Genomic DNA, 16,505 nt, shown 5'->3' on the forward strand with positions numbered 1-16,505 from the left:
TTTGATTTTTCTCTAACAAAAGGAACCAAAAAGGGAAATTGGGTAGAATGTTAGAAAAATAAATGCGCGGGGAATGTAAGATGAAATTTATTGCAAATTTTCCTTAATAAATTAAGTAGAATGCTTCATGCGCCGCGACTCAATCTTTTACAAACTGTTTCAACAATCTCCCTCACTGCTGTTTGAACTTTTGGCAAATGCCCCAAACAATGCGAGTGCATACCGATTTGATTCGGTAGCAGTCAAAGAACCTAAATTTGAGATTGATGGAGTATTTCTCCCACCAGAAAATGAAAGTGCGGGAATTGTTTATTTTTGTGAAGTACAATTTCAAAAAGACGAACAACTTTACGAAAGGTTATTTGCTGAATCAGCGTTATATTTCTATCGCCAACGAGGGAGATTTAACGATTGGCAAGCAGTAATAATTTACCCAACACGCAGTATCGAACAAAGCGATGTTTATCCACATCGCACCTTACTCAACGGCGAGCAAGTACATCGGGTGTACTTGAACGAGTTGGGGGATATCCGTTCCTTGCCTTTATGGGTAGCACTGATGGTACTGACTACTGTCAGCGAAGAACAAGCACCAGAAGAAGCAAGGTATTTATTAACCAGAACTCGTCAAGAAGTCTCCCCACCATTGAACCAGGTGATAATAGATATAGTGACGACAATTATGGTTTACAGATTTGAACAGTTGAGCCGAGTGGAGGTAGAATCGATGTTAGGGATTACACTACAGCAAACGCGAGTATACCAAGAAATTAAGGAAGAAGGACGTGTTGAAGGACGTGTTGAAGGACGTGTTGAAGGACGTGTTGAGGGACGTGTTGAAGGACGAAAAGAAGAGGCTGCTAACCTCATTCTTCGACTCCTAACTAAACGCATTGGGCAGAAACTTTCTGAGGAAGTGGTTCGGCAAATTTCTGGTTTGCCATTGCCTGTTCTGGAAGATTTAAGCGAAGCACTGTTAGATTTTACCAGTTTGGCTGATTTGCAGGCTTGGTTAGACAATGTTTCATAAGTAAGAAGGCTCGCGGAACCCGATTCTGTCTTGACAACAAGTACTTAAGCCGGAGGTGTAATGCCAGTCGTGTTGGTGATGCTGAAACGCTGTAAACTCCATGTAGCCATACTTTGACCCAATACTATCCCCGGTCTCACTTCACAGAATCACTGTTAATTATCGTACAAGATGGTTGAAAATCTTTCGTAGATGCGATGCATACACGTGCATCGCATCTACAAACAAATAACGCTCGTTTACGCCGACTTATACCATTTCACGAAATACTTGATACGAACGATCCGTCTCTCATTCTTTCCCTCAATTCCCCATCTGCTTTAGTCATCAATAGCGTTACATTATATCCTGAGAGAGTTTTATTAAAAGAGACAATTCTAAAATAATTTGTGTGGCGGGTTGCCAATCCCAATCCAGACTATTGTTCTTTTGTTCTAAAATTTCAATTAATTGAGTCATCCGTTTTATAGAATCAACAAAACCCATAGCTTTGCCACAATCACAAATTTTTTGGCAATGGCTTAAAATTTGAGAGTCAATTCTTTCTAATCCCATAACTGTTAAATCGCTCATCGCCTGCTGTAACTGTTCTAAAAATAAGGCTACCGGATGGCAATTGGAATCATTTAATAAATCTTCACTTAAAAAGATTTTTTCTATCTTTGATAAATTTAGATCGCCATCAATTTCTAGATTTTGACAAATCCAGGGTTGCAGCATGGTGCGACTTTCACCTGTTTGGAAAATCAAAGAAACTGGTGTAATGACTAATCCCTCCGTACTTAAGTAGATATGCCCTGCTACAAATAGCAATCGCTTATTTAAGAGATGTCCTAACAGGGATTCAGTACCTACTCTATTGCGATAAGTGTAAGGAAACTTGAGAATGGATCGGTTGCGATCGCAGTCATAAAGCACTGCAATAACAGCTTGTTCAATGCTGGAAAATTCAATATTTTCTACTTGATGAACCCAGAAAACATGAAAATTTTCAGTGAGCCGTCTTGGACGAAGGGAACTCGGAGATTGTAGCTGCAAATGCGATCGCAGTGAGTGAAAATCTTCCACTAATAAGGGCGATCGCAATGACTCCCACTGAAAGGACTGAGGATTCACTATGACCTGAGTGCGGCTTGGCAAAAATTGATAATTGGGCGTTCGCTTTCCTCCTTTTACCAACATCTCTCCTGCACCCAAAGTGGTAAAACTCACTTGTTTGAAAGCTGGTTTCTCAGCCATTTTCCAAAATTCGGGAGGTTCTATATTGGCTTCTTGTGGAGATTCGGCAAAATCCTGACACACAGCAACAACCGTTCCTAAATCTGTATCTTGAAAGTAAGCAATGAAACGCACGTTTTGCCTTTGTACTTGCACGCCACACCCCAAACCGAGCAATCTGGCTGCACCAATTTCCGTGAGTTTGTCTGCTTGAGAGCCACGAATAAATAATTGAGGAACAACCCCGGTATCGTTACGAATTGCATCGCAGCGAATGCAAAGTTCCCCTATGAGTTCCACCACCTTTGTGGGTGAAAAACGAGCATCGCGTGAATCGTAGCGTTCTTTTTCTTGCACCAGTTCCGCCAAAATTTCTGCATTCCATATCAGCCCTGAATTGCGACAAGTTTGTTCCAAACGACGCAAACGCCCAATTGCAGTCGCGGACAGTCCCCTAATTCCAACAAAAAGTAGCGATCGCAAGTTATTTTCAATCTCATCTAAGACATCGACAGGAATTGGTGTGGCTTCTTTTTGAGTAGAAATTATTCCGCTCATTTGCTCGCTGCTGAGTTGGCGAAAAGCCCATACCCCAAACAGAGTATGACGACAGGGACTGGGTTCGGAACAGTCGCAATAAGTGTAGCGGATATCGCCTGGAACTAAAAATTTGACAGTATAAGCTAGGGTGTGAATGCGAGCAATGGGTTTGCTGCTTTTGATTAACTCAATAACATGACCTGAGTTAAATTCCCGGAGCGCTCGGCTGACAGTAGCTTTGTTAAAGTACTGGGCTAGTTGTGCGTCGTCAATTTCACCTGGATTCCAAGCAGAGTGGGAGGGAGTCGGAGGGCTGTTCTCTTGGGAATCGGATAGCTCTTGCTTGGGAACTGCTGTACGCTGATAGATCAGGATAGAACGTATAAGATGACGGCAAATAGCGATCGCAGAACAACTACAGTGCTTATCGCTCAATTCTTCCCCTGCTGGCAAAACACATTCCACATCATCCGACCAACTTACAGTAACATTTCCTCTCCCATCTTCTGTTATGGTAGATGACACTCGTCCTTCTTCTATTTCTTTAAGAGCGCGTTTCACCAAACCCCGGTTGCTCAGAACCGTTAAATCATCTGCAGTCAGTGCAAGTAAATCTGAACGTAGCATAGTTTATTTAGCGTATTTTTTGAGCTACCCACTGGGCTAATTCTCCTGGAGTCATGGCTGCTACATGAGCACCAAGGTTAACCATTTGCTGGGCAATATTTCGGTCATAATTGGGATTTGCTTGTTCGTCCAAAGCTGCTAAACCCAATAGCGTTACGCCACTTTCAATCAAATTCTTGGTAGTGGTTAGCAATTGCTGTACTGGCGCTCCTTCATAGAAGTCTGTAATGAGAATAACAATTGTATTGCGGGGATTATCGACGAGAGATGCAGCATAAGTTAAAGCTTGACCGATATCCGTTCCTCCTCCTAGCTGAACTTTCATAATAGTTTCCACTGGGTCGGAACATTCTTCTGTGACATCTACCACTGACGTATCAAACAAACAGAGGTGGGTACGCACTTGCTTTAAACCAAAGAAAATCGCCGCAGTGACCGCAGCGTGAATGACGCTGTCGAGCATGCTACCAGACTCGTCAACTAAAATAATAATTTGCCAGCGTTCTACGTGGCGGCGGATACGCGAGAAAAAGTAAGGTTTTTGGATGTAAAGACGCTTGGTTTTTGGATCGTAGTGCTGCAAATTACGGCGGATAGTTGTTTCCGCATCAAAATTCTTTGCTACTTTTAAAAATGACCTTTGTCGTCGGTCTACCGCACCTAAAAACGGCGATTTCACTTTTTGCGCTAGTTTTTCGAGCAGTTCCTCAATGACTTTCCTGACCAAATGTCGCGCCATCGCTAACACCTCCTGATTCATCAGGTGCTTGGTCCGAAGTACGGCTTTTAACAATGTTTGGCTGGGTTGGGCGCGGCTTAATAAGTCTGGATTGGTCACCATTTCTTCCAGCTGGTAGCGCTCCAAAGCATCTTTTTCCAAACGTTCTATGGTTTTTTGCGGAAATAGCTCGTGTATTGCATCGATCCACTCAGGTATTGTTAGTTGAGAGGGTCCCAATCCCCCCTGACGGTCAAGCGGTGGAACCCAACTTTCACCCCCACTTTGTTCGGGTTGTCCTTGTGTATTTCCCCGTTCGCTTTGTTCCGGTTTGTTTCCGCTACTGGTAGTATCTTCTTGTCCCGATTCTGCTGGCGATTCACCAGAAGCGCTCGGTTCTCCGTTTTTTGAGTCTTGTTGAGATGGCGTCTCTCCACTCTGGGAACCATTTCCCCGCGCTCCCTGAGATTTTTGCCCTGTTTGCGCGGCTGTCTTTTGTACTCCCGTTCCCGGACGAATGTTGCGCGAGCGGTTTTCTTGGGAATTATACTCCCGGTCATAGAGAAATGCGATCGCTCGAGCTCTGGCTTGCGAAACATCATCTAAAGTTCCACCCAAAACAGATTCGCTACCAGCTTCTAAAATCAATCGCCAACGGGTTCGACGTTTGGTATTTTCATCACTCATTGCTTGTCCCCTCCCCTCAAACCGTAACGCTTAACGGCTGCAAACAGCTTTGTCTCGAAAGCTAACACTTGGGCTGCAACTTCAACGCTCACTTCTAACTCTGCAAGCGATTCTGTTTCGCAGCCATCTTCCCCCCACGCTTTTATAAGGGTGGAAGCGATCTTGTGTTTCTCGCGGGGTGTAAAGTATGTAAATGCTAAATGCAATGCAGGTAAAGCTTCTAAAAATGTGTTGTCATCAAAGCTGCTAACGAGTTCATCAATACTCAGCAGTAGATCCGGATGGCGCTGTACGACCTCTCTAGCTAAATAAAACAACCCAGTGAGAAAATCCCCTATTTGGTTGGCTTGCGAGCAAGAACGCAAATCTAAAAGCACCTGCTGGGTTGGTGAAGTTTCTAGAGTCCAGAGAACGCCACAAGCCGCACCTCGCACTAAAGGAGCCTGAGTGACATCAGCATTAAGACGCCGGAAGACATCGATAAATGCATTGCGATTTAAATCTAGCGATCGCTCGCATCTTTCTAAAGTCTCCAACAAAACTTTTATGCCTTGCAGTAATTGCTGGTCGTTCCCCTGCATCTGACCGAGACTTTCTAGAAGCCACAACCCGCGTTGAAATGTTTCAACCAAAAGGTTGCCAATTTCATCTTGATGGGTGGTTCCCAAAACTTCATCGTAGCAATACAGATAAAGTATGTGCCCTAAAGCTTCTGCAAGCGATAAAAACTGACTGTCAGAGCGAATGAGGAACAACAACTTTTGATAAAAAAGTTCGCTGAGGTGTCGCAATCCCATCAAGCAAGAATCAAGTAACAGTAATGCGGCTTTTGCTGCATCTCGCTCTATTTGTGCTGCTAGCTCCAATAATTTTGCCTCAGCCGCTTCTGCAAGAGTAGACCCGTAGATGGCATTTTCAATACAACTGGCTTCGTAATGCTGGCTCCAACTAATCGTCCATTGCTCCCAAACGTATGACAAATCCTGACGGCTGACCCAATCGCTACCACCAGTGACTGTATATCCAGGAATACCTAATAATTTTAATTGGTGGAGAATATGCGATTTTTGCAAATCTAAGGATAAATGTAGATTGAAATCGATTGCTCGTGCTTTAGTTCTGGGTTCCAAACCATTTTGCTGCAAAAGTTGTTGAATGTTCCGTACTAAAGGCGGTAAGGAAGTTCCATCAGCCAAGCGTCCCCTAGCATGACCTCGTAAAACATCATACACAGCAGCCAAGAAAGGATGGCTTCTTTGAGCACTCAATTCTTCTTTAATTAAAGACGCGATAATACCATCAATTAAATCTTGTCGCCATACAACCACATGACCTCTTAAAGCAGCCAATCCTTGTGCTGTTGTTTCCACCGCAATCAAATCAGCCGAGCTAAATAATTGATTTCGCTTGCTTGACACTCTCCGCCCTATAAGGGCGAAGATTCTTCAATCACAGACCCAACTTGCTGATACAGGATTTCTCCAGTATGAGTAGAGGTCGAATCTCCTGAAGCGTTCGGATAGTAGATCCAAGTTCCCGTATGCCCTACGGTACTCAAGGCTAATTTCAGAATATTGATAGCGGCATTCCAGTCTCTATCTATGACAAAGCCGCATTCGCAAACATGGGTTCTTGTAGATAGAGATTTTTTGACTATTGCGCCACAACTGAAGCATTCTTGAGAAGTGTAGGCGGGGTTAACCGCAACAGTTATCCTGCCAAACTTCACCCCAAAATACTCCAACCATTTTCTGAATTTATACCAACCAGCATCATTAATAGATTTAGCGAGACAGTGATTTTTCACTAAATTTTTAATCCTCAAATCTTCATAGGATACCAAGTCGTGAGATTGGATTACGCAACGCGCCAGTCTCTTGGCGTGTTCTTCACGTTGCCTACTTATTTTGAGGTGTACTCGCCCTAATTTATTAATAGCTTTCTTACGGTTGGCAGAGCCTTTCTTTTTACGAGAAACGCGCTTTTGTCTAAATTTTAGACGTTTCTCTCCTGTGCGATAAAACCTTGGGTTAGGTTCACTATGTCCATTGCTGTCGGTATAGAATTCTTTAAGTCCTACATCCAAACCAATGGTTTTCCCTGTGGGTTGTGTTTCTAATTTGTTGTCTACACTAATCAGAAATTGAACATAATACCCATCAGCACGACGAACTAATCTAACTCGTTTTACCTGTTCTAATTGGTAGAAGTTTAAATCCCATGTTCCTTTCAGCTTGAGCGTACCAATACCTTTTTTGTCGGTGAAGGTTATTTGTTTCCTGGTCTCGGAAAGTGACCACCCAGAGGTTTTATACTCCACTGAGCGAGAATTTTTCTTGAACTTTGGATATCCCTTTTTACCCGGAACAGACTTTTTGCAGTTGTCGTAAAAACGAGCAATAGAACTATAAGCCCGTTCAATAGAAGCTTGGCAAGCACTAGAATTCAGAGCTTTTACAAATAGGAATTCTCTTCTCAATGACTTACTAAGGCGATACATTTCTTTTTGTCCCACGCCTCGATTATCCATCCAAAAACGGATACTCTTATTGCGAACAAATTGAGCCGTCCTAATCGCCTCATCAATGGCAGTATATTGAGTCGTTTTCCCTTTGGCTTTGAATTCTAAAACAATCATTTTCCGTGGAAAACTTCTACGCAAAATATTATAACACATATAAAGTCGCCCTAGAAGGGCGAGGCTTTAGACCCATTCTCTTGGTAAATCTTTGACAACTTTGGTTAATACCTTGCGGTAAGTATCCGTTTCTCCCAATAACCTATCATCCCAAACTTGATGGTAAAAGCCAGGACTGGACATTCCTGCATCATAACCGATCAAACTATCCAAGCGATCGTAGCTAAAAGGCGTTAAAGCGATTCCCGTGTTTGGAGATTGGGAAGTGGAGATTGGTGGAGAAGTGGGGGAAATGGGAAAAGGTCGGTCAAACACCTTAGCATAAAGTGCGTAACTGTGAAAACCACCAGTGACAACTAAAATTTGACCTGAGTGTGTGGAGCGTGCTTTGATAATTTGACTTGCCATAAAATCTTCCCGTAACAAGTCAATAGCAGAAGAACAACCATCACTCAGACGAGCATGAAAGCAAAATTGGTGACAGCGCTTCAAATATTCCTGTGGGTTAAGGTGGGGATCGATTTCAAATAGCAAGTCCCAAACGTCATTAAGCCCTTCGACTTCCAAATTTTCACAGAGAGTTTCAACATATCCACTACGCTGAAATTCCGTATCTGCATAGCGATGGCTGTTCTGTGCAAAGCTAGCAATTTCAGCCCAAGGAAGGTCAATAAATTGGGCAGGAATATCTAAGCTTTTCGCTACCTGAAGTACCTGCCATTCTGGTGAATATACGCAAAAAGGGTAAAAAGCACCCCGCCTCGTTCCATCACTCAAGCAAGTGTAGCTGTAAATAGCAATAGGTAATTCATGAGGTAAAAATAACTCAGAAATTTGAGAATTAAAGTCTGAAGGACCCTCTATAACAATCGCTACAGGGCACAGTTCGGCAGCAAGTTGTTTTAAAATACGAGAACAAGCAGGACTGTGGTGGCGTACCGGGAAAAACACCACAGGTGAATTTAGGTTGAGAATTTCTGCATCGAATTCTATATCGTGTTGAGTTTGCACATTCCATTTCCTTTTGCCTTAAGTTTTACCCCACCCTAGCCCTCGCCTTTTCAAGGGGAGCGAACTGAATTGTCTGTTTCCCCCCTTTATAAGGCTGCGGTGGTGTATGTACACCACCGCCAGTCCTATCTCTTACCTCTGCGTCCTCTGCGCCTCTGCGGTTCATTTAAATAAGTCATCACACCTCAAAATAAGTATTTTTGAGACTCATAATACTCCTGCCAAACTTTTTGTTTGCGGTCTTTAACAACATGGTTAAAATAATGACGCAGTCTTTTAAAATCTTCAGAAGAATCTTTTATTGCCGACCCTACCAAACTTTGTAAGATATAACTAGCATTTAATCGCCCCTCACCGTAATAGTATGCATGAATACCAGCAGCATAACCGACAGATATCGCCTCAGCCGTACTCATCACCGTACTTAAAGCCTCAAACGTTCTACCATCGTTAGTTTTTCCCGTTCTTAATTCGCGGAAAGTCGTGACTAAGACTTCAGTTAAATCTGATGGTAAATTCAAAGGAATCCCAGCCTGACGCAAAAGCCGATCCGTTTCCTGTTGCACTAACTCCATCTCTTGTCTTAAATCGGTGATCGGATGGACGGTTTCAAAATTAAATCGGCGTTTGAGTGCTGCACTCATTTCATTCACTCCCCTATCTCTGGTATTGGCGGTGGCGATCACGTTAAAACCAAGGCGACTGTAGAGCGTGCGGGATTGTTCGTCGGGAAGTTCGGGTATGGTCATCACGCGATCGCTTAAAATCGACAGCAGGGTATCTTGAATTTCCAGAGGACAACGGGTAATCTCTTCAAACCGTACAATTTTTCCTTCTTGCATTCCCCGGTACAAAGGTGCAGCCACTAGAGAGCGTTCGTTCGGTCCTTCAGCTAATAACAAAGCATAGTTCCACGAATATTTGATACTATCCTCCGTTGTACCCGCACTCCCTTGGATAGTTAGGGTAGAATCTTGGCTAATTGCAGCTGCAAGCAGTTCGCTCAGATAGCTTTTGGCTGTACCGGGTTCGCCAATGAGCATTAAACCGCGATGGGTGGCTAATGCGACTATACAGCGTTCTATCAAGCTGCGGTTACCTACAAATTTGGTTTTGATATGCAGTTGTTTATCGCCAAGAAGAAATTTTAAAACGGAGCGGGGTGTGAGTTTCCACCCGCCCGGACGGGGTGTATCGCCATCGGCTTCAGCAAGGCGTTTGAGTTCGTCGGCGTAGAGGGTTTCGGCGGCTGGGCGTTGAAGTTCTGGAGGTTTGTTTTTTTTGGTTGGCATTTGATTTTCTGTAGAGTTTATGGGGAAAAGTTGCTTCTATTAGCCCTTTACCGTTGCCATATTGATTAGGATTCCCAAAAACTCAAATAAATTTTCAGTTAATTTGAGCAAGCGGAATGGGAAAAATACAGCGCTTTGCATTTAAATGGAGTACACCCCCCTTTTATCCCCCGATACCTTGGAGGTGACAGAGAAGGGTAATTTTGTACCTCACCAAGTTGAAATCGGCTGTTAATTATGGCTAGCTCCCGACAAGCAGATCGCCGTGCTATTACGCGATCGCACTTCAGTATAGTATTGATGTACTTATTTTCAAAAAATTTGTGTCTGTTCGTTACTTTAAAGGCAGGGTAGCTTCTCTCACAGCTATGCTTAAGGAAAGATTGTCGGCTTTTACACACAAGGTAGCTATCACTTTGCTTTAGCGGTCACTGTATATAAATCTCTCAAAACCTCGCTCATCACTAGAGGATCGATTTCACCTAACAGCAAGTGTTCTTTCTGAGTTTGACGGTGATACCAAGAACCGGGCTCTGGGTACTCGTAGGGTGAAAAGTCTCCAGTAAAAAAGCAGCAACCATCAATCGCATCATCCCCCCAAATACTGCTTTGCTCGACGTGCTGGTTTTCGTAATCGCCAATAATTGCGGTCACATTTGCTTTGGCAAAATATTTATAATGAACTCTATAATCCCCGTGGTCGTGCAATCGACCGCGCACCCAGCCAAGGTGTTCCATTTTTCTTGCTAGGGTAAGACCGGGAATTAAAATATCTTTAAAGCGGGTAATTTCTTTTTCTTGGCTCTCTTGTGGTTGTAAGGTGTAGATTTCGCGGTTGATTTGTGGAAACGGCGGAATAATTTCGTAATCGCTAAAAGCTTGAGTCCAAGCAGCACGCTCTGAGTCTGTTAATTTGAGAGGATGAACAACAACAACCGTCATCATTCCTTCTGGGATAAACTCTTCATCGCTTTCATTGGCGTAAGTTTGGTCTTCTGCTACGCGAAATGTTCCGAGCATTTCTCCAGAAGAATTATACCCGCCCCATACCAATCTTTGGACTAAGTTGGTCATCAAAGGATGGCGTACTAATAAGCTTTCAAATTCAAGCCATTGCCAGTGTCTTTCTACAATCATTGCTTTTTCCAAACGCAGGCTTTGAATTTTCACAACTTGTTCAATTTGTTTTTTGAGCAGTTTCCAATCGGCTATGGCTTGATGGGCTAATTCTGGATTATCTTTAGCTCCTGGTTTGGGTAAATTGGTGGAGAGTTTTCCTTTTTCGTCCCGTACTCTGGGCTTTAAATCGTCTCCCAGTATAAACTGAAACTGACGAGCGCCAAAGTCAAACACTCGTTGACCGCGTGCATCTAAACCGAGGTCTGGAATTATACGGTCTTCCAATTGTTCTTTTGTGAGTTTTCGTTCTCGTGCGATCGCCTGCAAACACTCGTTGGCTCTTTTCTTGAGTCCTTGGTATTTTACCTTTTGAGCTATACCGTGAATCTGCATTAAGGCAGTATCCGAACCGATAGCACGTAAGCATTCCAGACCAAATACAGCACGAAGATGCTGGTTTTCTGCTGGGTATTGGCGGATTAATGGTGTGAGTTTGAGAGCAATACTATCAGACCCTAGTAGCCCTAATGCAGCCATTGCCCATTTTTCCTTTGATGGCGCACCTTCTGTTAACCAGCGCTGAAATAGGCTCCAAGCGAAGGCATCAAGTGAGTGTTGGTTGCAGTGTTTTTTTAAATTTGGAATTAGAGGATGGGGGCTATCTAAAGTACTTTGTTTCAAGGCAAACAAACACATAGCAACCTGTTCGGTATTTAAGCTGTTTTCTTCCACAATTAATAGAGGTAAGTCAGCAGGAGCAACCCAAGTACAGACTTTTGTAGAATTGAATTTACGGAATTCATTGACTTGAAGAGTTAACCATTTTGGGGTGTTGTGACTATCAAAAGGGATGTAACTTAAATCTTCACTGTTAAAAATTTTGACACGAATGCGCTCGGCAATTTCCGGTGATTCTCTCTCTAAAGCTGCTTGAATGATGCTATCAAAACCCTTCCGCTTCATACTTTTTAGGAAATCCAGTGCTCCACGAGACATTTCGCTTGGTTTGACATTGATAGGAGGATGTACATTTCCTGCAGCCACTGGAATCAAACCCACAATTGCTTCAACCGGATTATCTTCCAGCCATTGACGGGCTAATTGAGGTGTTTTGAGAGAAAGCCATAACTCCAACATATAAGGAGCCGCTTCTGGGGCTTTGATAGCTTCTGTAAAACTTTCTAGCAAGTCAGGAGATTGAATAATACTGCGACACACCCAATCTAAAGCGCTGTATTCAGTGTATGCCAGCCAAATTCTAATATCACTTGCTCTGGCTAAACCTATGTTTTGGCGACGTATATGTTGTTCTACAAGCTGAGCATTTCCCAACCCAAATATAATGTCAATAGTACGCAGACGGTAATCGTGTATCTCTAATTGCAGATACTTTGAATTAGATTTTTCTGGCCAACTTTCTATCAAGACTTTTATTTCATCACGCATACCTAAGTATGTTGCTAAAGAGTAAAAATGTTTCCAGCAAGGGCTACTAGGATTGAGAACAGGAGATAGGTCTTGGCGTAAAATTAGAATTTCTGTATCGGTTAAATAAGGGTAAACAAATTTTTAAATCCTTGTAATAATAAATCCAATATTTGGCTGGTTTGGCTTTCCTTATGATAGATTATATTTGTTGCTTTTTCTTTAAGCTGATTGGAATCAAAAGATTTAAAATACCAATTTACACACTCTTGAGAGGCGGCAGAATTTATATATTCAATAGCGCTATAAGTTTCTAAAAAGTAAATTTTTTCTGCAGCAAGCATTAAATCACGTAAAGGAAATAAGTTAGATAAAGGCAGAAAGAAAAATTGTGATAACCTATACCATCTAAAATCGAGTAGAATAGGAAAAAGACTTTCTATCGTTAACTCCTCAGTCACCGACTCCAAAGACATTTGTGTAACCAATTTCTGAAAATTTTGTTTGTTTATTACTACAGAAGAATTCCCAAGGCTCATTGCCTTAAACCAAAAGACAGATTCTTCACGGGAAAGGGAAATAGATATCTGTGCTCTATTCCACTCTAATTCGCCCGAAACTTTGGAAAGGCGTTCTAGGGCATCTTGTCTATCAAAAGGCTTTACTTGCGGTCTCGTTAGAGGATTTCTCGATTGACTATTTACCCATTGCCAGTCTTCAACATTAAGATTGAGATTGAGAGAGCGTGTAATTTCTAACTTTTGTAGTGTTTTTCTTTCCATGTTCTATCCCCTTTCAGCTATGTTTTCGAGATGCGGAATTTTGCCTCTCTCCCTCGCTGTTGCCATATTGATTAGGATTCCCAAAAACTCAAATAAATATGAAAGGTTATTTGCTGAACCAGCGTTATATTTTTATCGCCAACGCCCTAGATTTAGCGACTGGCAAGCAGTGATAATTTACCCAACGCGCAGTCTTAAATAAAGCGATGTTTATGCTTATCGCACCTTACTCCACGACGAGCAAGTAAATCGGGTGTATTTGAACGAGTTGGGGGATATCCGTTCCTTACCCTTATGGGTAGCACTGATGGTACTCACCACTGTCAGTGAAGAACAAGCACCAGAAGAAGCAAGGTATTTATTAACCAGAACTCGTTAAGAAGTTTCTCCACCATTGAGCCAGGTGATAATAGAGATAGTGACGACAATTATAGTGTATGAGTAAGTCCAGCCCTGGAGGCGGGTTTCCCGCGCCCTGGGGACTGGCGAACCCGAAGGTTTTGAACACTTAAGCCGAAAGGAGATAGATTAGATGTTGGGGATGAAACTACCAAAAACGCGGGTAGACTGGGAAATTATTGTTCTACTGCTTGTCAAAACTTAAAGAACTTAAATCTCTAATGACTTCACTAACAACAATTGGACTAACATCTCCCAGGCGTACTGCACCTAGAGAATTTATGCGATCGCTAAATTTATCATTTACAGGTAAGTCAGATGTGTGAATTGGATAAAAACAACAACCATCAATGTCCCCTCCAATTCTCACTCCAATGTTAGCTGCTGGAAACTGACGAGAATACCAACAGAGATAACCGTTATCTACTCCTTCGTAACTCCTCACCCAACCTGGTTTATCAGCGAGATAAGTTAAATTGATATCATTAAACCGAGTTAGGGCATATTTATCTGTTTCTTCTGGTTTTAAAGTGTAAATTTCTCTGTTTATTTGTGAAAATGCTGGAATAATTTCATAATCGCTCAAAATTTGTCTCCATGCAGCTCGTGTTTCCTCATCTAGATCGCAGGGATGTACAACACCTACGCTAGCCATATCGTTCAAGATTACCGTATTGTCTTTACAATCGGTGAAAGTACGGTCTTCAGCAACCCGAAAGGTTGTGACTAATGGAACGCTGCGATCGTAACAACCCCATACTAACTGTTGTACTAAATGAGTCATTAATGGGTGTTCGACTAAGAGCTTCTGAAATTCACAAGTTTTCCAACGTCGTTCGTTACACATTGCTAATTCCAAGCGCGTAGCTTGAGTTTTCACCACTTGGGTAAGGAGCTTTTTCAGTAGCTTCCAATCAGTTATTGCTTGTTGTGCTTTTTCCGGATCGTCTTGCTTGCCTGGTTCGGGTAAATTAGCACGACGCCTGCCATCTGCATCCCTTACCATTGGTTTTAGCCCTGCACCCAATACAAAATAAAACTGGCGCGAACCAAAATCAAAGACTTTTGTACCTCGCTCATCTAAACCACAATCTGGAATAATCCGGTCTTCTAGTTGTTTGGCGGTTAGTTTTCGTTCTTTGGCAATCGCTTGTATGCACTTATTTGCTTCATCCTTGAGTCCTCTAAACTTGACCTTTTCTGCAATACTATGAATCACCATAATGGCGGTGTCTGAACCGATTGCACGCAAGCACTCCAAACCAAAAACTGCTCGTTGGTGATAATTTTCTCCCGGCATTTTCCGAATTAAAGGAGCAAGTTTGAGAGCGATCGCATCAGAGCCTAGCAAACCCAAAGCTGCCATTGCCCATTTTTCCTTAGCTGGTCCACCTTGTTCGAGCCAAACTTCAAATAAGCGCCAGACAAAAGCATCTAAAGAAGCTGAATTGCAATTATTTTTTAACGCTGCCACTAATGGATGAGGACTATTTAAGGTACTTTCTTTTAAAGAGCGCAAGCAGATTTCTATTTGCTCTGTGTTCAAACATTTATTGCCTGTTGTAATTGAAGGCAAATTGTGAGAAATTGCCCACTTGGGAAGTTGGATATGTTTTAGATCCGAGCTTTTTACCAAAGCGGTTTGGCACCATGTTGGTGTACTTTCTGCATCCAAATAAATAACTCCACTTGTTGCTGGTAATAATATTTCTCTCAATCGAGTTGTATTTGCTCCTGTTTCTTGCTCCAGAACTGCTTCAATTAAGGATTGGTGTCCTTTTTTAACCATACTTTGGAGAAACGTAATAGCTGCATCAGATAATTGTTTTTGACTGACATTAGCTGGTGAATAATTTTTATGACATAACATTGAAATCAGTCCAAAAATAGCATGGTTGGGGCGATCGTTTAACCATTGTTGTGCTATTTTTGGAGTTTTTGAAGCCAGTATTAATTCTAACATATATGGTGCGGCTTCTGGTGCTTCCACTAATGTAAAAGCTTCTAATAATTCGGCTCCTATCTTTTTATTATTTGAAAGCAAAATACTATCACGAATAAAATCTAATGCCGAGTATTCAGTATGGGCTAACCAAGCACGAACATCAGTAGAGGAGCATAGTAAAAATTTGTTTTCCCTCATCCAACTTTCAACTGCTTGAGCAGATTTAAAACCAAATACGTGATTGGAATAAGCTTGAATACAGTATTGATAGGCTTTGTAGCCACCATTTTTCCAAGTTTCCTGCAAAGTCAGTAATTCCTCATGCATACCTAACATTGCAGCTATATCATATAAATTAAGCCAGTATTTATGTTGTTGAGTATCTAAAAAAGGTCGCAAATACTGCCTCATTTCCTGTATTTCTGCATCAGTTAAATATGGCAAAATATAAATTCTGAATCCTTCAATAATACCTCTTGATGCAAGATCGGTTCCGCGATCGCGTAGCGTAACACCTGCACTAACCAGTTTCTTCTCCCAATCTTCTAAAGGTTTAATCTCGAATAAAGCAACGATAAATTCAATCACCGAAAACAAACTGGCAATAGGTATCATAATTTCTGGAGGGATTCCCAGACCCTTTCCACACCACTCAATTACCCTACGCCGAGCATCCTGAAGAGTCACATCGCTTTCACACAAATCTATGTTGGTAGGTCTCTCGTTTGTAGTGATGGCTGTTAGCCAAAAGTTAGCTTCTTGACGAGACATAGTATGAGGAATATCCGCTTTTTTCCAAGCTTCAAATATGTATCTAGCTTTGCTATTATCTAGATTAATGTTCTCCCAAACTTTTGCTAGTTTTTTTAAAGCTTTTATTTTGTCAAAAGGTTTCACTTCCGGACGCGGTAAGGGGTTTCTAGGTCGCCAGGTTGCCCTTAACCAATCTTCAGGATTTAAATTGAGAGAGCGTGTAATTTCTAACTTTGGTGGTGTTTCTCGTTCCATATTCTATCCCCCTTTGAGCTATGTTTTCGAGATGCGGAATTTCGCCTCTCTCCCTGAACATTGCCA

General features: G+C 42.1%; 10 protein-coding genes and 1 pseudogene. 2 read left to right on the forward strand and 9 right to left on the reverse strand.

The features are described 5' to 3' along the window. The first annotated feature begins 127 nt into the window (after positions 1-127). Positions 128-1,030, forward strand: a complete 903-nt coding sequence (locus HC643_RS09385) for an Rpn family recombination-promoting nuclease/putative transposase (RefSeq protein WP_038080760.1) — start codon at positions 128-130, stop codon at positions 1,028-1,030. Between the two features lie 336 nt (positions 1,031-1,366). Here HC643_RS09385 and HC643_RS09390 read toward each other — a convergent pair whose 3' ends face one another. The 8 genes from HC643_RS09390 to HC643_RS09425 all read right to left on the reverse strand — a co-directional run bounded on the left by HC643_RS09390 (position 1,367) and on the right by HC643_RS09425 (position 13,087). Further along, a complete protein-coding gene (locus HC643_RS09390; protein ID WP_038080762.1) occupies positions 1,367-3,415 on the reverse strand; it encodes a hypothetical protein in 2,049 nt (682 codons plus the stop codon). Between the two features lie 7 nt (positions 3,416-3,422). Further along, entirely contained in the window at positions 3,423-4,820 is a 1,398-nt protein-coding gene (locus tag HC643_RS09395) for a VWA domain-containing protein (protein ID WP_038080763.1), read from the reverse strand. Beyond that, positions 4,817-6,238, reverse strand: a complete 1,422-nt coding sequence (locus tag HC643_RS09400) for a DUF5682 family protein (protein ID WP_050046243.1) — start codon at positions 6,236-6,238, stop codon at positions 4,817-4,819. Before HC643_RS09400 ends, HC643_RS09395 begins: the two co-directional genes overlap by 4 nt. Before the next feature lie 8 nt (positions 6,239-6,246). Further along, the gene (locus HC643_RS09405; RefSeq protein WP_167844640.1) at positions 6,247-7,458 is read right to left on the reverse strand and encodes an RNA-guided endonuclease InsQ/TnpB family protein; all 1,212 of its coding nucleotides are present in this window, start codon (positions 7,456-7,458) and stop codon (positions 6,247-6,249) included. Positions 7,459-7,524: 66 nt separating this feature from the next. Beyond that, a complete protein-coding gene (locus HC643_RS09410) occupies positions 7,525-8,469 on the reverse strand; it encodes a DUF5682 family protein (RefSeq protein ID WP_050046242.1) in 945 nt (314 codons plus the stop codon). A gap of 185 nt (positions 8,470-8,654) precedes the next feature. Further along, positions 8,655-9,761 carry an ATP-binding protein gene (locus tag HC643_RS09415; RefSeq protein WP_038084221.1) on the reverse strand — a complete coding sequence of 369 codons (1,107 nt, stop codon included), beginning with the start codon at positions 9,759-9,761 and terminating at the stop codon, positions 8,655-8,657. A 411-nt stretch (positions 9,762-10,172) separates the two neighbouring features. After that, positions 10,173-12,326 (reverse strand): DUF4132 domain-containing protein, encoded by a 2,154-nt coding sequence (locus HC643_RS09420; RefSeq protein ID WP_167844641.1) that lies wholly within the window; start codon positions 12,324-12,326, stop codon positions 10,173-10,175. Between the two features lie 101 nt (positions 12,327-12,427). Then, entirely contained in the window at positions 12,428-13,087 is a 660-nt protein-coding gene (locus HC643_RS09425; RefSeq protein ID WP_167844642.1) for a hypothetical protein, read from the reverse strand. 91 nt (positions 13,088-13,178) lie between these two features. On the opposite strand from HC643_RS09425, the pseudogene HC643_RS09430 reads away from it, so the two are divergent. Continuing rightward, positions 13,179-13,529 (forward strand): annotated as a pseudogene (locus tag HC643_RS09430) (DUF2887 domain-containing protein); the annotation flags it as partial. Positions 13,530-13,670: 141 nt separating this feature from the next. On the opposite strand, the gene HC643_RS09435 reads toward HC643_RS09430, so the two are convergent. Beyond that, a complete protein-coding gene (locus tag HC643_RS09435) occupies positions 13,671-16,439 on the reverse strand; it encodes a DUF4132 domain-containing protein (RefSeq protein WP_038084225.1) in 2,769 nt (922 codons plus the stop codon). Positions 16,440-16,505: the final 66 nt, after the last annotated feature.

The sequence above is a fragment of the Tolypothrix bouteillei VB521301 genome, from assembly GCF_000760695.4.
Classification (GTDB): Bacteria; Cyanobacteriota; Cyanobacteriia; order Cyanobacteriales; family Nostocaceae; genus Scytonema; species Scytonema bouteillei_A.